A 14,555-nucleotide genomic window follows, 5' to 3' on the forward strand; every position below is an offset into this window, starting at 1 on the left:
TCTCGTTTCTCAGTTCTCGTTCGGTGGTCAGTTCCACTTGAACCAGCGGATGGCGGCGGCGCCCGCAATCAGTGTCCACAGCAGCAGGACCAAGGCGGCGGGCCAGGCGATGGCTCCGTGCAGGAACGCCTCGCGCAACGCTTGTCCGAGGGCGCCGGAGGGCAGGAAATGCACAATGTTCTGGGCCAGCGCCGGGAGTCTCTCGGCCGGAACCACAATGCCACCCAGGGCGCCGAGGAGGATCCACAGGAGGTTGGTGATGGCCAACGTGGCCTCCGGGCGCACCGTACCCGCAACCAGAAGCCCCAGGGCGGTGAACGCTGCAGCACCGAGGACCAACAGAGCCAGCCCCGGCAGCCAGCCTGCCGCTTCGGGGCGCCACCCCAGCAAGCCGGCAATAGCGGTGACCACCACTACCTGCAGGAACAACACCACCAGGACGGCCAGGATCTTTCCCGCGATCAGGCCACCCCGGCCCAACGGGGTGGTGGACAGGAAGCGCAGAACGCCATAGCGGCGGTCGAATCCTGTGGCGATGCCTTGACCCGTGAAAGCCGTGGACATGGCGCAGAGGGCCAGGATGCCCGGCGTCGCGATGTCCACGCGGGAGCCGCCAAGTCCGTCCAGCAAGGGAGTCACCGACAGGCCTACCAAGGCCATGAGCGGCAACACGATGGCCAGGATAAGTTGCTCCCCATTGCGGAGCATGGTGATGGTCTCGTACTTGCCCTGTTGAACGATGCGGCGGGAAAGGGAGGCCGGACCGGCGTTGGGTGCCAGTAGCTTGCTCATCGAAGGTCCCTTCCGGAAAGGTCCAGGAATACGTCCTCCAGGCTGCGTGCTTCAAGGCGGAGGGATGCAGGCATGATGTTCCGTTCTGCCCACCACGCGGTCAGGGCTGCCAGGTCCGCCGGAGTCAGGGCGCCGCTGACCGAATAGCTTCCTGACCTTGTTTCGGTGACCTGGAGGCCTGCGCGGAGAACTGCGCTGAAGTCCAGCCCGCCGGGTGCGTCGAAGTAAAGGGTCCTGTCGGCGATGTCCGTCGAATGGTCGTTCGCCAAAAGTTCGGCAACGGTTCCTTCGGCGACGTTGTGCCCGCCGTCGATGATGTAGACGTAATCGGCGAGCCGCTCAGCGTCGTCCATCAGGTGGGTGGTGAGCACAATGCCCATGCCGGCGTCGCGGAGTTCGGCGATGAGGTCGAAGACGATCTGGCGCGATTGCGGATCAAGCCCTGCGCTGGGCTCGTCCAGGAAGAGGATGTCCGGATTGCCCACCAGGGCGGCAGCCAGGGCGAGGCGCTGTTTTTGCCCTCCGGACAGCCGGCGGACGCTGGTCCTGCTGAACTGGTTGATGCCGAGCCGTTCCACCAGGAGGTCAAGGTCCATGGGGTTCGCGTACATGCCGGCCACATGGCGCAGCAAGGGAAGAGGACGGGCCGACGGCGGGAGGCCACCGTCCTGGAGCATCACACCAACGCGGGACCGCAGTTCCGCCCCTGCGGTGTCCGGGTCTTCGCCGAGGAGCGAGATGGTGCCCCCTGTCCGTTGCTGCAGGCCTTGGGCGCACTCGAGGGTGGTGGTCTTGCCGGCACCGTTGGCGCCAAGGAGGGCGGTGATCTGCCCGCGCTCCGCTACCAGGGAAAGGCCACTCACAACCCTGAGCATTTTGCCGTCAAGGGAGGCCAGGGGGCCAACATCCTTGATGAGTCCGTCTATGGTGAGGACAGGGGAGTCGGTGGATCGCACCAAAGTATTCTACGCGAAGTAGTACGGTCACATGCGGCGGGTAAGGCAAGGTCAGTCTTGCCTTACTGGAGGCCGGAATGAAATTACGACATGATTGTGTTGTGTATTCCATGAGCACTCCAGTTTCCATGCCCTCAAAGCGGCATGCTGCGGCGGCCGGCCCCCTCGCGCCCGCGCCTGCGCTGCCGGATGCTGAAGACCGCACGCGCGACCGGGTCCTCGGCGCCGTCCTGGAAAACGGACCGGTCAGTGCCGCGGAACTCGGTGACCTGCTTGGATTCACCCCTGCCGCCGTGCGACGGCACTTGGACCACCTGGAACGAAACGGCGTTATCGAAGTCAAGCGGGTGGCAAAGGCCGGAGCCGGTGCCGGCCGTCCGGCACGGCGGTACGTCCTCAGTTCACAGGGCCAGTCCACGCTGGGCGACGACTACCTCAACATCGCAACCTCGGCCCTGCGCCGCTTGCAGGATATCGCGGGGGAAGACGCGGTCCGCGATTATGCGGAAGAACGGTTTGCTGAGATGGAACGCCGCTATGCGCCCGAGGTGGCTGCTGCCGGCGAGGACATCGGTGCCCGCGCTGTGGCCTTGTCCAAGGCTCTGAGCCGCGACGGCTACGTCGCCTCCGCCCACTCCATTGAGGCGAAGGCTCCCTTGCCCGCCGAGTTCTCCAGCGTGCAACTGTGCCAGGGACATTGCCCCATCCAGCAGCTCGCGGCTGAATTCCCCGTGTTCTGCGACACCGAGACCACGGTGTTCTCGCGATTGGTGGGCGTCGATGTCCGGCGCCTGTCCACGCTGGCGCAAGGCGGTCACGTCTGCACCACCCACATACCTACCGGGCGACCGGCTGCCACGGTGCTCCCAGGCACTGCAGAGCAGACCGGAAGCCTGTCCCAGGAATCAAACAACCAGCAAGAAAGGCCGTGATGACGGGTCAATTAGCTGAAGGAACAGCAGAGAAGGCGGTAGCTGACGGCACTGTGATCTCGGAGATTCTGGAAAAGAATCCCGAGCTGCATGGTATCGGCAACTACGAGTACGGCTGGGCCGACAAGAATGACGTCGGCGCCAACGCCCGCCGTGGCCTCGATGAGGAGGTTGTCCGTGATATCTCGGACAAGAAGAGCGAGCCCGAATGGATGCTCGATCTGCGCCTCAAGGGCCTGAAGTACTTCGACCGCAAGCCCATGCCCACCTGGGGTGCAGACCTCTCAGGCATCGACTTCGACAACATCAAGTACTTTGTGCGCTCCACCGAGAAGCAGGCGGCCACGTGGGAGGACCTGCCCGAGGACATCCGGAACACCTACGAGAAGCTGGGTATCCCGGAAGCTGAGCGCAGCCGTCTCGTCTCGGGCGTCGCAGCCCAGTACGAATCCGAGGTTGTCTACCACCAGATCCGTGAGGACCTCGAAGCCCAGGGCGTAATCTTCCTGGACACCGACACCGCATTGAAGGAACACCCGGAGATCTTCCAGGAGTACTTCGGCACCGTGATCCCCGTGGGTGACAACAAGTTCGCCTCGCTGAACACGGCGGTCTGGTCCGGTGGTTCGTTCGTGTACGTTCCCAAGGGCGTCCACGTGGATATTCCCCTGCAGGCCTACTTCCGTATCAACACGGAGAACATGGGCCAGTTCGAGCGCACCCTGATCATTGCCGACGAAGACTCGTACGTGCACTACATCGAAGGCTGCACGGCTCCGATCTACACCTCGGATTCCCTGCACTCGGCAGTGGTGGAAATCATCGTGAAGAAGGGCGCACGCGTCCGCTACACCACCATCCAGAACTGGTCCAACAACGTGTACAACCTGGTCACCAAGCGCGCCATCTGCGAAGAGGGCGCAACCATGGAATGGGTCGATGGCAACATCGGATCCAAGGTGACCATGAAGTACCCGGCCGTCTACCTTGTGGGCGAACACGCCAAGGGTGAGACGCTCTCCATCGCCTTCGCCGGCGAGGGCCAGCACCAGGACACCGGTTCCAAGATGGTGCACATCGCTCCGAACACCAAGAGCTCCATCATTTCCAAGTCGGTGGCCCGCGGCGGCGGCCGTGCCGCCTACCGTGGCCTGGTCCAGGTCCGCGAAGGCGCCAAGCACTCGGCCAACACCGTCCGTTGTGACGCACTCCTGGTGGACACGATTTCGCGTTCGGACACCTACCCGTACATCGACATCCGCGAGGACGACGTCGTACTGGGCCACGAGGCTACCGTTTCCCGCGTCAGCGAAGAGCAGCTCTTCTATCTGATGTCCCGCGGCATGCCGGAGGACGAGGCCATGGCCATGATCGTGCGCGGCTTCATCGAGCCGATCGCCCGTGAATTGCCCATGGAATACGCCCTCGAGCTCAACCGCTTGATTGAACTTCAGATGGAAGGATCCGTCGGTTAACAATGACTGATATCACTACTGAGAAGGCACGCATCGGCGCGCCGTCAGCACAGCCCTTTATCGACGGCTTCACCGAAGAAGGCGAGAACCTCTCGCCGATCAACGCCGGCTCGACGACGGAACAGCCTTCTGCGGGACCGCTCGCCGGTGCATCGGCGAAGGGCCACTCGCACGGCGGCGGCGTCGGCGTCCCCGACAGCTCACGCGCCGGCCGCCTGACGTCCTACAAGGTGGAGGACTTCAAGGCACTGACAGGCCTGGAAGAGGACTGGCGGTTCACCCCGCTGCGCCGGCTCCGCGGGCTGCACAGCGAAGCCCTGACCGGTGCTGCTCCGGCCGTGTCCGTCAGCGCCCCAGCCGGCGTGACGGTCGAGACCGTGGGTCGGGAAGACCGGCGCATCGGCCAGGCAGGCATTCCCGAGGACCGCGTCTCCGCAAACGCCTGGGCGAACTTCAAGGAAGCCACTGTCATCACGGTTCCCTCGGAGACCTCCCTTGAGTCGGAGATCAGTGTCACCCTCGCTGGTGCCGGCACGGATGCCGCCGCCCAGCACGTGGTGGTCGTTGCAGAGAAGTTCTCCAAGGCCGTCCTGGTCCTGGGTCACGAAGGCACTGCCGTCGTGTCCGAGAACGTGGAGATCATCCTCGAAGACGGCGCAGAACTCACCGTCGTTTCGCTGCAGGAATGGAACGATGATTCGGTTCACGCTTCCTCGCAGCAGGCCAGGATCGGCCGTGACGCCAAGTTCAAGCACATTGTCGTCAGCCTCGGTGGCGACCTCGTCCGCGTGACGCCGACCGCCCGCTTCGCAGCCCCCGGTGGTGAAGTGGAACTCTTCGGCCTGTACTTCGCCGACGCCGGCCAGCACCTTGAGCACCGCACGTACGTTGACCACGGGCAGCCCAACTGCGTCTCCAACGTGCTGTACAAGGGCGCGCTGCAGGGCAAGGGCGCGCATACCGTCTGGGTGGGCGATGTCCTGATCCAGAAGAACGCCGAAGGCACTGACAGCTACGAGAAGAACCAGAACCTGGTGCTGACCGATGGCTGCCGTGCGGACTCCGTGCCGAACCTCGAAATCGAGACGGGCCTGATCGAAGGCGCGGGCCACGCCAGCGCCACGGGCCGTTTCGACGACGAGCACCTTTTCTACCTGATGGCGCGCGGTATTCCGGAAGACGTTGCCCGCAGGCTCGTGGTCCGTGGCTTCCTCAACGAGATCATCCAGAAGATCAAGGTTCCGGCCATCGAGGACCGTCTGACCGAAGCCGTCGAGCGCGAGCTCGCCGCAACCGACAACTAACGTCCACCGACAACCAGGACAGGCCAACAGGACAACCATGAGTGATCACATCAAGGGCGAACTCGTGTGCAACGCCAACGACATCAAGGTCAAGCAGGCGCTGCGCGTCCTGATCGATGACTACCCCGTAGCCATCGTGAAGGACTCGATGGGCGAAATTCACGCCGTCGGAGACACCTGCTCGCACGCTGACATCTCGTTGTCCGAAGGCGACGTCGAAGGCTGCGCGATCGAGTGCTGGGGACACGGTTCCCAGTTCGATCTGCGCAGCGGACAGCCCCTGCAGTTGCCTGCCTACGATCCTGTCCCGGTTTTCGCCGTCGCCATCGATGGCGACGACGTCTACGTGGATGTGACCAACGTTGTGAACGGCGCTCCGGTAAACAACTACTGAGCGCTAAGTACCGCCAGACTTACGAACGGAAAGAAAGAAGAGCATGTCTACTCTTGAGATCAAGGACCTGCACGTCAGCATCGAGACGGAGCAGGGCACCAAGGAGATCCTGAAGGGCGTCAGCCTGACCATCAGGACCGGCGAAACCCACGCCATCATGGGCCCCAACGGTTCCGGCAAGTCCACCCTTGCTTCCACCATCGCCGGCCACCCGCGTTACACGGTGACCAGCGGCAGCATCACCCTGGACGGCGAAGATGTCCTGGAGATGAGCGTTGACGAGCGCGCCCGTGCTGGCGTCTTCCTCGCCATGCAGTACCCGGTAGAGGTTCCGGGTGTCACCATGACCAACTTCCTGCGGACGGCAAAGACCGCCATCGACGGCGAAGCGCCCGCGCTCCGCACGTGGACCAAGGACGTCAAGGCAGCCATGCAGCAGCTGCGCATCGACGCAGACTTCGCCCAGCGCAACGTCAACGAAGGCTTCTCCGGCGGCGAGAAGAAGCGCGTCGAGATCCTGCAGCTCGAGCTCTTCAAGCCCAAGTTTGCCGTGCTTGACGAGACCGACTCCGGCCTGGACGTCGACGCCCTCAAGGTGGTTTCCGAAGGCGTCAACCGGGCACACGCCCAGGGCAACATGGGCACTCTGCTCATCACGCACTACACTCGTATCCTCCGCTACATCAAGCCGGACTTCGTGCACGTCTTCGTTGACGGCAAGGTAGTCGAAGAAGGCGGCCCCGAGCTCGCCGACCGCCTCGAAGAAGAAGGCTACGACCGCTACGCCGCCGGTGCCGGCGTCGCTGTTGCTCCTGCCGCACAGGCCTAGTTAGGATCACCTTATGACCGAAATCAACGCTGCGCGCACCAGCCTCGAGGACGTCGAGGAAGCGCTCAAGGACGTCATCGACCCCGAGCTTGGGGTCAACGTCGTTGACTTGGGCCTGCTTTACGGCCTGAAGTACTCGGACGACGACGGCGCCCTCCTGATCGACATGACACTCACCACGGCGGCTTGCCCGCTGACGGACGTGCTTGAAGAGCAGGTTGGCAAGTCCTTGGACGGCATCGTCGATGACTGGCGCCTGAACTGGGTTTGGATGCCGCCATGGGGTCCGGAGCGGATCACCGACGACGGCAAGGACCAGATGCGGGCCCTCGGTTTCAACATCTGATCACCTGGCTGTCCCGCTTTATGCGGACAACAGAAATGGTTCCGGGCTTGTGCCCGGAACCATTTCCGTTGAATCCCCGGCTATGGTGTGGCGACGCCGAACGTGTCGCACTTGTTGATGTCTGAGGTGGAGTAGCCCTGGGAGAACCACTTCTGCCGCTGTTCGCTGGAACCATGCGTCCAGGACTCGGGTGAGACCCTGCCGGTGGCCGCTTCCTGGATGCGGTCGTCGCCCACTGCCGATGCAGCGGAGAGCGCATCCTGAAGGTCCTGCTGGGTGATCGGGTCCAGGAAGGGCTTTCCTGTTGCAGGGTCGGCCTGCGTTGACGCGTAACGCACCCACAGGCCGGCGTAGCAGTCGGCCTGCAGTTCCACCCGGACTCCGCCTGATTGGGGGCCCTGCGGATCCTGTTGTGCCCGGTCAAGGTTGCCCAGGATGTTCTGGATGTGGTGCCCGAATTCGTGCGCCACCACGTACTCCTGCGCGAGGGGTCCACCCGAGGAGCCAAACCGCGTCACCAACTCGTCAAAGAAACCAGGGTCGAAGTAGGCCTTGACGTCGGCAGGGCAGTAGAAGGGCCCTACGGCAGTGGTCGCCTGCCCGCACCCCGTATTGGTGACTTGGTCGAAGATGACCGTTCCCGGCCGCGAATACTTCACGTTGTAGTCGGCCAGGTACGCGGGCCAAAAGGCGTTCAGGCTGTTGACCGTCCCGGTGATGCGGCAATCCAGCCGCTTGTCGGCATCCGCACCCGTCTGGCATTCCTGGACGCCGCCTGTCCCGGTTCCGCTCTCGACGGCGGGTGGCTGGCCGCTTCCGGTGATGTCACCGAGGATGTTGGGATTTACTCCCAAGAGCACGAGCAGGAGGGCAACAATGCCGCCCCCGATTCCGCCGCCGATCTTGGTTCCGCGTCCGATGCCGCTGCCGCGTCGGTCTTCAACCTGCGAGGGATCGAGCTGTGCGCCGTCATTGAAACTCATACAGCCAGAATAGACGTCACCTTTGGTGCCTGACGGCGGACACTGCCGTAAAATTGCGGGGATGCCTTTCCTGGACAAACTTCAACTCTGGGCCGATGAACGCCCGCACCACACGGCCGTGGTTGTGGGCAGCAGCCGGCTCACCTGGGCGGAACTCCGCGACGCCGCCACGGACCTATTGGGCACCCGGGCTACCACGGTGCTGGCCGAACAGAACTCGGTTCCCTTCATCGAACGCTACGTTGCCGCGGTGGCCGGGACCCGCCGCTGCGCCGTCCTCGACCCGGCTTGGCCCGGGCCCATGGTTGAGGAGGTCGCCGCGAGGGTGCAGGACTCGACGACGGTTACCGATAGGCAACTGCTGGATGGCGATCCCGCCAGCACGTTCCTGGTTGGACTGACCTCCGGCACAACCTCCATACCCAAGGCCTTCACCCGTTCGCGCCGTTCCTGGCAGGTCTCCTTCGATGCCTCCATCGAATTTTTCGGCTTGGAACAGGAAGACCGTACGCTCGCTCCCGGGCCGCTTTCGGCATCCCTGAACCTCTACGCATTGTCCGAGTGCCTTTACGCAGGAGCCTCGTTCCATACCTTGGACACCTTCGATGTTGGCGACGCCCACGCGGCCATCAGCCACGACGGCATCACCAGGCTGGTGTTGGCCCCCACCATGCTCCGCCTCCTCAGTGAACGTGGCCTGGCCGGCGATGTGGACGCCTCGGGGATCCGCAGCATTGTCTCCGCCGGTTCCAAGCTCGATGCCCGCACGTTGGAGGCAGCCCGCCGCTGGGCTCCCAATGCGGTGATTTACGAGTACTACGGAGCCTCCGAACTGAGCTTCGTGTCCGGCACCCGGCTGGCCGCCGGGGAGCCGTTGGACATTGGCGGGACCGGCATTGGACGCCCGTTTCCTGGCGTGCACGTACGGATCCTTGATGACGCAGGTAACGAACTCGAGCACGGTCAGCACGGAAATATCAGCGTCCGCAGCGGGATGGTCAGCAACGGCTACCTTTGGGGCGATGATGGCCAGGCGCTTCGCTGCCTCGACGGCTGGTACACGGTAGGGGACCAGGGCTACCTGGATCATGGGACCCTGCATATCCTCGGCCGCCGGGCGGACATGATCATCACCGCGGGCAAGAACGTTTACCCGCACGAGGTGGAGCTCGCCCTTGCTTCCGTGCCGGGCATTGAATCCGCTGTTGCGGCCGGGGCGCCGGACGACATCAGGGGACAAAGGGTGGTCGCGGGAATCGTTCCCGCATACGGGGCTGTCACAGCCACCCAGCTTCGCACGGGCCTGGACGGATTACTGCCACGGGACAAATGGCCGCTGCAGTACTTCGTCATGGCCGAGCTGCCCATGACGGACCGCGGCAAGGTGAGCCGCAAGGTTCTTCTGGATTGGATCAAGAACCACGATCCGCGGGTCCAGCCCCTTGGCTAAGGCAGACAGCCGGGTGACGTCCGATCCGTCCCGACAGGCCGTCATCCTTGCGGCGTTGCGGACGCCCGTGTGCCGTGCCAACGGCCGGCTTCAGCACTTGCGGGCCGGGGATCTGCTGGCTCCGGTGCTGGCAGCCCTGGTGGAGGACGCCCACGTGGACCCGGCTGTGGTGGACGACGTCATCATCGGCAACGCAGTGGGCGGTGGCGGCAACGTGGCCCGGTTCGCTGCGCTCCAGGCAGGTTTCCCCGTCAGCATTCCCGGCATGACGATCGACCGGCAATGTGGTTCGGGACTTGATGCGATAGCAGTGGCGGCTCGACTGGTTGCCGCCGGGGACAGCCCCCTGTTCATCGCCGGCGGCGTGGAAAGCGTCAGTACGGCGCCCGCACGCGCCAACCGGAACGACGACGGCGGCCTGGACTTCTACTCCAGGGCCAGCTTCGTACCGAAGGACTTTGGTGACCCGGACATGGGGGTGGCCGCCGAAAATGTGGCCCGGCATTTCGGCATAGATCGGGAACGGCAGGATGCCTACGCGCTGGAAAGCCACCGCCGTGCCATCGAAGCTTCCGCGGCTGGCCGCTTCGAGGCCGAAACAGTGCCGCTGGCCAGCGCTGGAACGACTGTCACCCAGGACGACGGACCCAGGAAGTCACTCAACCCGACCCTGATGGCGCGGTTCCCGGCAGCGTTCGTTCCTGGCGGAAGCGTTACCGCCGCGAACTCGTGCTTTGACGCTGACGCTGCTTCCGCCGTCGTTGTTACCTCGCTCGACCGTGCCCGGTCGATGGGTGCGCAGGACGCCTTGCTTGTCCTGGACTGCGATACAGCAGGGGTGGACCCGGAGTTATTGGGCATTGGCGCCGCCCATGCTGCCGAACGGCTCCTGGGCCGCGCAGGCCTTTCGGCCAGGGACGTGGACCTGGTGGAATTCAACGAGGCGTTTGCCTCCCAGACCATCGCCTGCCTGGACCAGCTGGGGATCGACCCGGCGGCAGCGAACCTGGAGGGTGGAGCGCTGGCTCTGGGTCACGCTTACGGCGCGTCCGGTGCAGTGCTGGTGACGCGATTGATGGCCCAGGCCAGGGACCGCTACCACTCCGACGGCGCCGAGTCGCTGGGGCTGGCGATGATCAGCATCGCCGGCGGAATGGGGACGGCAGCCCTGCTGCGGTACGCGAGGCTCTAGCGGCCCTCTGGTTCCTCGTCGGGTTCGCCAAGACCCCTGGCAGCAAGTGCGTCCCCGGTCTGGCGGGCATAGGCCACGGTGGTGATGAAGACAGGAAGCACCAGCGCGCGCGGGCTGCGTTCGAGTCCGCGGGCCCTCGCGGCGTCCCGGACATCGGAGAACGCGCCGGCAATGAACGGGATGCTGCGGAGCATGATGGCGATGGTCAGTGCGAAGCGCTCGGGATCTGCACCCCAGCGCTTAAAGGGCCGGGCCAGCGAAACCACACCGTCCAGCAGCTTCTGTACCGGTGTCGTGGCCGTGAGGACAGAGGCAGCGACGACGCACACCAGGACATTCAGGACAATCCTGGCAGCAGTGGGGCCGCCCAGCTGCCACCATTGGAACAATCCGATGACTGCCACAATCGGCGCGACCATCCTGATGACCCGCGCAAGGCGGCGGGGACCCGCACCGCTCAGCAGGAACAAGGCGCACATGGCCCCGAAGACCGCCAGCGAAACAGCCCAGTCGACTATGAGGAAGGACGCGGCCCCGCAGACCGCCACCACCAGGAACTTCAGCCACAAGGGAGTCCTGTGTATCAGTGAGTCCCCTTGGACGTAGTTCGCGATGAGGAAGCCATGGCCCCTCACGGCGTGGTCCCGTTAATGCTGGCCGCACAAAGCTCCCGGTAATGGGCAATGGCCGCGGCGGGGATGCCGTCGAAGACGATCCGGCCAGACTCGACCACCAGGACACGGTCCATGTCCTGGGCGAGTTCCATGTCATGGGTGGACATGATGACCTGCTGTTCGAGCCCGGCGATGGTGCGTCGAAGCAGTTCGCGGTTCCGCAGGTCCAGCAAGGTTGACGGTTCGTCGAGGACCAACACCTTGGGATTCACTGCGAGGACGGCGGCCAGGGCCAGCAATTGCCGCTCGCCGCCGGAGAGTTCGTAGATGCTTTGGTCGGCCAGGTGCAGGATGCCGAATCTGTTCAGGACCGCCTCGGCCCGGAGGGCACGCTCGCGCCCGTTCTTCACCGAACGGCGCAAGGACAACTCCACGTCTTCGCGTCCGGTGGGCATCACCAACTGCGACAACGGGTCGGTGAACACGAAGCCCACATTGGCGCGGACCCGCCGCACGGCAGCCACGGTGTCCTCTCCATGGACCGTTACCGACCCGGAAGTGGGTTCGACCAGGCCGTTGACCAGGCGCAGCAAGGTGGACTTGCCGGAACCGTTGGCGCCGATGACACCGATGCGCTGTTCGGCCAGGCTGAGGGACACATCCCGCAGCAGGGTCTTGTCTGTTGCCGCACCGTCCACGGCAACACGGACGGAGACCCCGCTGAAGTTGATGGAAGTCATTAGCCTGCCTGTTTGACCCGGCGCACCAGCACGTCCGGAAATGCCTTATGGAGTGCCACCGCGATGAGGACCGCGAGGACGTTCTTCAGGATATCGCCCGGATAATAGGGGAGGTCCGCGATGAATGCCTTGGTGAAGTCGAGTTTGCCGTTGACCATCATGCCCAGGACGCCGAGCCCGTGGATGATGACCACGCTGCTGACCATGGTGGCGACGAATAGCAGGAGGGCACGGAAGCGCACCGTCTTCCGGATGATCACGGCAGCCAAGGCGCCTGCCGCAGCGGCAGCCAGGGGGAACGCGATGATGTAGCCCGCGGAGGGAGTCGCCAGGATGCCGAGCCCGCTGCGTCCGCCGCTGAAGATCGGGAGTCCTGCCAGCCCCAACAGGACATAAAGCCCGACGGCGGCAAAACCGCGCCCGGCGCCCAGCACCAGGCCGCTGAGCATGACAGTCAGGGTCACCAGGGTGATCGGCACGCCAAGGGCACCCACCGGGATGCCCGGAACGATCGATGAAGCGGCCACGAGCGCCGCAAAGACGGCGATGAGGCCAAGGTCCGTTGCTGTCCACCTCTTGCGGGCGACAGTGCGCGCTGGTGGAGCCGGATTGGTTTGAGTCATTGGGGGTCCTTGTTAGCTGCAGTGATGGTGGGTTGGGGCCCACCTTTCGAGAATACGGAGGCGCGGGACCTCCTATTTTGGAGTCTCTCCACAAATGCACCGGAGCAATCTTTGGTGGGTGGCACAGTTTCCCCCGATGTCCGGTCCCGGCCAGGCTGCCGGTAGACTTGGACAGGCCGTTCTCATGGCCGTCCCCGCCGCAACCACCGGCCCACCGGCCCCGCAGGCGTTCCCCGTTGAAAGGCATCACCCGAATTGATTACCGTCCAGGAACTCGAACTCCGCGCCGGCGCACGCCTGCTGATGGACCAGGTCAACTTCAGGGTGGACAAAGGGGACAAGATTGGCCTTGTTGGCCGCAACGGCGCCGGCAAGACCACCCTGACCCGCGTCCTCGCGGGGGAGGGACTTCCGGCAGGCGGCAAGGTGACGCGGAGCGGCGAGATCGGGTACCTTCCGCAGGATCCCCGCACCCCGGACATGGAGCAGTTGGCACGGGACCGCATCCTCTCCGCCCGTGGCCTGGATGTGGTCCTCGGCAAGCTGAAGAAGGCCCAGGCGGAGATGTCCAGTGAGGACGCAGCCGTCCAGCGCAAGGCCATGAACCGCTACGACCGCCTGGAGGCTGAATTCCTCGCAGGCGGAGGGTACGCAGCAGAGGCGGAAGCGGCCGCCATTTCGTCCAACCTTGCCTTGCCCGAGCGCATCCTCAACCAGCCGCTCAAGACGCTCTCCGGCGGCCAGCGTCGCCGCGTGGAGCTGGCCAGGATCCTGTACTCGTCCGCAGAAACCCTGCTGCTGGATGAACCCACCAACCACCTGGATGCTGATTCCATCACCTGGTTGCGCGACTTCCTGAAGAACCACCAGGGCGGGCTCATAGTTATCAGCCACGACGTGGAACTGCTCGAAGCAACGGTGAACAAGGTCTACCACCTTGATGCCAACCGTGCCCAGATCGATTACTACAACATGGGCTGGAAGCGCTACCTCCAGCAGCGGGAAACCGACGAGCGCGCGCGCCGCCGTGAACGCGCCAACGCCGAGAAGAAAGCCCAGGTCCTCCTGGACCAGGCCAACAAGATGCGTGCCAAGGCCACCAAGGCCGTTGCCGCGCAAAACATGGCCAAGCGTGCCGAGCGGCTCCTCAGCGGGCTCGAGGCTGTCCGTGAGCAGGACCGGGTGGCCGCGTTGCGCTTCCCCGAGCCCTCGCCTTGCGGCAAGACGCCGTTGACGGCGGAGGGCCTCAGCAAGTCCTACGGATCCCTGGAGATCTTCACTGACGTCGACCTTGCGATTGATCGCGGCTCCAAGGTGGTCATCCTGGGCCTCAACGGTGCCGGCAAGACCACGCTGCTGCGCATGCTCGCAGGAGTGGACGCGCCGGATACCGGGGACATCATCCCGGGACATGGCCTCAAAGTCGGTTACTACGCCCAGGAACATGAAACCCTGGACCACGACCGCACCGTGCTGGAGAACATGCGTTCCTCGGCGCCGGACATGAAGGATGCCGAGGTCCGCGGCATCCTTGGTTCGTTCCTGTTCTCCGGCGATGACGTGGATAAGCCGGCCGGAGTGCTCTCCGGTGGTGAGAAGACCCGCTTGGCCCTGGCAACCATCGTGGCTTCCAGCGCCAACGTTCTGCTTCTCGACGAGCCCACCAACAACCTGGACCCAGCCAGCCGCGCGGAAATCCTCGGGGCCTTGAAGAACTACACCGGTGCCGTGGTGATGGTGAGCCACGACGAGGGCGCAGTCGCCGCCCTGAACCCCGAGCGCGTAGTGCTGCTGCCCGACGGCGTCGAGGACCACTGGAACGAGGATTACCTGGACCTGATCACGCTGGCGTAAGGCCGGCACTGCGGCGCGGCTAAGGCCGGCCCGGTTCCGCTGCGCGGCGCGGATGATTTGCCGCGTGCTCG

Annotated in this window: 15 protein-coding genes; 9 read left to right on the forward strand and 6 right to left on the reverse strand. The window is 64.3% G+C overall.

The genetic code is table 11. The features are described from left to right. Nucleotides 1–27: 27 nt before the first annotated feature. A complete protein-coding gene (locus ACIPY3_RS08135) occupies nt 28–792 on the reverse strand; it encodes an ABC transporter permease (RefSeq protein ID WP_400332325.1) in 765 nt (254 codons plus the stop codon). Beyond that, on the reverse strand, nt 789–1,748 hold the full coding sequence (locus ACIPY3_RS08140; RefSeq protein ID WP_400332328.1) for an ABC transporter ATP-binding protein: 960 nt from the start codon (nt 1,746–1,748) through the stop codon (nt 789–791). Before ACIPY3_RS08140 ends, ACIPY3_RS08135 begins: the two co-directional genes overlap by 4 nt. A gap of 110 nt (nt 1,749–1,858) precedes the next feature. On the opposite strand from ACIPY3_RS08140, the gene ACIPY3_RS08145 reads away from it, so the two are divergent. From ACIPY3_RS08145 to ACIPY3_RS08170, 6 genes are read left to right on the forward strand one after another with little or no spacing between them, the layout of a single operon-like run. Then, entirely contained in the window at nt 1,859–2,680 is an 822-nt protein-coding gene (locus ACIPY3_RS08145) for a helix-turn-helix transcriptional regulator (protein WP_400332331.1), read from the forward strand. Further along, nucleotides 2,680–4,155, forward strand: coding sequence for a Fe-S cluster assembly protein SufB (sufB, locus tag ACIPY3_RS08150; RefSeq protein ID WP_144658782.1), 1,476 nt, complete (start codon nt 2,680–2,682; stop codon nt 4,153–4,155). Before ACIPY3_RS08145 ends, sufB begins: the two co-directional genes overlap by 1 nt. Nucleotides 4,156–4,157: 2 nt before the next feature. Then, nucleotides 4,158–5,459 carry a Fe-S cluster assembly protein SufD gene (sufD, locus tag ACIPY3_RS08155; protein WP_400332333.1) on the forward strand — a complete coding sequence of 434 codons (1,302 nt, stop codon included), beginning with the start codon at nt 4,158–4,160 and terminating at the stop codon, nt 5,457–5,459. A gap of 37 nt (nt 5,460–5,496) precedes the next feature. Next, the gene (locus tag ACIPY3_RS08160; RefSeq protein WP_400332335.1) at nt 5,497–5,853 is read left to right on the forward strand and encodes a non-heme iron oxygenase ferredoxin subunit; all 357 of its coding nucleotides are present in this window, start codon (nt 5,497–5,499) and stop codon (nt 5,851–5,853) included. Nucleotides 5,854–5,896: 43 nt separating this feature from the next. Beyond that, nucleotides 5,897–6,682 carry a Fe-S cluster assembly ATPase SufC gene (sufC, locus tag ACIPY3_RS08165; protein WP_397321794.1) on the forward strand — a complete coding sequence of 262 codons (786 nt, stop codon included), beginning with the start codon at nt 5,897–5,899 and terminating at the stop codon, nt 6,680–6,682. A 13-nt stretch (nt 6,683–6,695) separates the two neighbouring features. Further along, the gene (locus ACIPY3_RS08170; RefSeq protein WP_144658786.1) at nt 6,696–7,028 is read left to right on the forward strand and encodes a metal-sulfur cluster assembly factor; all 333 of its coding nucleotides are present in this window, start codon (nt 6,696–6,698) and stop codon (nt 7,026–7,028) included. Between the two features lie 80 nt (nt 7,029–7,108). Here ACIPY3_RS08170 and ACIPY3_RS08175 read toward each other — a convergent pair whose 3' ends face one another. Continuing rightward, nucleotides 7,109–8,011 (reverse strand): neutral zinc metallopeptidase, encoded by a 903-nt coding sequence (locus ACIPY3_RS08175; RefSeq protein WP_400332338.1) that lies wholly within the window; start codon nt 8,009–8,011, stop codon nt 7,109–7,111. A gap of 61 nt (nt 8,012–8,072) precedes the next feature. Here ACIPY3_RS08175 and ACIPY3_RS08180 point away from each other — a divergent pair, with 61 nt between their 5' ends. Together ACIPY3_RS08180 and ACIPY3_RS08185 are read left to right on the forward strand one after the other, a co-directional pair. Continuing rightward, nucleotides 8,073–9,461 carry a class I adenylate-forming enzyme family protein gene (locus ACIPY3_RS08180; RefSeq protein WP_400332341.1) on the forward strand — a complete coding sequence of 463 codons (1,389 nt, stop codon included), beginning with the start codon at nt 8,073–8,075 and terminating at the stop codon, nt 9,459–9,461. A gap of 13 nt (nt 9,462–9,474) precedes the next feature. Continuing rightward, a complete protein-coding gene (locus tag ACIPY3_RS08185) occupies nt 9,475–10,653 on the forward strand; it encodes a thiolase family protein (RefSeq protein WP_400332344.1) in 1,179 nt (392 codons plus the stop codon). Here the strand turns inward: ACIPY3_RS08185 and ACIPY3_RS08190 are convergent. Genes ACIPY3_RS08190 through ACIPY3_RS08200 form a run of 3 tightly spaced genes read right to left on the reverse strand, consistent with a single transcriptional unit; the run spans nt 10,650 to nt 12,630 of the window. Continuing rightward, nucleotides 10,650–11,288, reverse strand: coding sequence for an energy-coupling factor transporter transmembrane component T family protein (locus ACIPY3_RS08190; protein ID WP_400332346.1), 639 nt, complete (start codon nt 11,286–11,288; stop codon nt 10,650–10,652). The two genes, ACIPY3_RS08185 and ACIPY3_RS08190, sit on opposite strands and share 4 nt — an antisense overlap. Then, nucleotides 11,285–12,007, reverse strand: coding sequence for an energy-coupling factor ABC transporter ATP-binding protein (locus ACIPY3_RS08195; RefSeq protein ID WP_400332348.1), 723 nt, complete (start codon nt 12,005–12,007; stop codon nt 11,285–11,287). The genes ACIPY3_RS08190 and ACIPY3_RS08195 overlap by 4 nt, the downstream gene beginning before the upstream one ends. Continuing rightward, the gene (locus ACIPY3_RS08200) at nt 12,007–12,630 is read right to left on the reverse strand and encodes a biotin transporter BioY (RefSeq protein ID WP_400332351.1); all 624 of its coding nucleotides are present in this window, start codon (nt 12,628–12,630) and stop codon (nt 12,007–12,009) included. The genes ACIPY3_RS08195 and ACIPY3_RS08200 overlap by 1 nt, the downstream gene beginning before the upstream one ends. Nucleotides 12,631–12,885: 255 nt before the next feature. Between ACIPY3_RS08200 and ACIPY3_RS08205 the strand changes: the two genes are divergently transcribed. Continuing rightward, nucleotides 12,886–14,484, forward strand: a complete 1,599-nt coding sequence (locus ACIPY3_RS08205) for an ABC-F family ATP-binding cassette domain-containing protein (RefSeq protein WP_397321801.1) — start codon at nt 12,886–12,888, stop codon at nt 14,482–14,484. Nucleotides 14,485–14,555: the final 71 nt, after the last annotated feature.

It is taken from the genome of Paenarthrobacter sp. NPDC089714, assembly GCF_044748905.1.
Lineage (GTDB): Bacteria > Actinomycetota > Actinomycetes > Actinomycetales > Micrococcaceae > Arthrobacter.

What these genes read in the sequence shown, in the direction of transcription:
- sufD (WP_400332333.1), top strand. Translation starts at nt 4,158, where the DNA reads ATGACTGATATCACTACTGAGAAGGCACGCATCGGCGCGCCGTCAGCA.
- ACIPY3_RS08145 (WP_400332331.1), top strand. Translation starts at nt 1,859, where the DNA reads ATGAGCACTCCAGTTTCCATGCCCTCAAAGCGGCATGCTGCGGCGGCC.
- sufB (WP_144658782.1), top strand. Translation starts at nt 2,680, where the DNA reads ATGACGGGTCAATTAGCTGAAGGAACAGCAGAGAAGGCGGTAGCTGAC.
- sufC (WP_397321794.1), top strand. Translation starts at nt 5,897, where the DNA reads ATGTCTACTCTTGAGATCAAGGACCTGCACGTCAGCATCGAGACGGAG.
- ACIPY3_RS08135 (WP_400332325.1), bottom strand. Translation starts at nt 792, where the DNA reads ATGAGCAAGCTACTGGCACCCAACGCCGGTCCGGCCTCCCTTTCCCGC.
- ACIPY3_RS08200 (WP_400332351.1), bottom strand. Translation starts at nt 12,630, where the DNA reads ATGACTCAAACCAATCCGGCTCCACCAGCGCGCACTGTCGCCCGCAAG.
- ACIPY3_RS08195 (WP_400332348.1), bottom strand. Translation starts at nt 12,007, where the DNA reads ATGACTTCCATCAACTTCAGCGGGGTCTCCGTCCGTGTTGCCGTGGAC.
- ACIPY3_RS08175 (WP_400332338.1), bottom strand. Translation starts at nt 8,011, where the DNA reads ATGAGTTTCAATGACGGCGCACAGCTCGATCCCTCGCAGGTTGAAGAC.
- ACIPY3_RS08180 (WP_400332341.1), top strand. Translation starts at nt 8,073, where the DNA reads ATGCCTTTCCTGGACAAACTTCAACTCTGGGCCGATGAACGCCCGCAC.
- ACIPY3_RS08160 (WP_400332335.1), top strand. Translation starts at nt 5,497, where the DNA reads ATGAGTGATCACATCAAGGGCGAACTCGTGTGCAACGCCAACGACATC.
- ACIPY3_RS08170 (WP_144658786.1), top strand. Translation starts at nt 6,696, where the DNA reads ATGACCGAAATCAACGCTGCGCGCACCAGCCTCGAGGACGTCGAGGAA.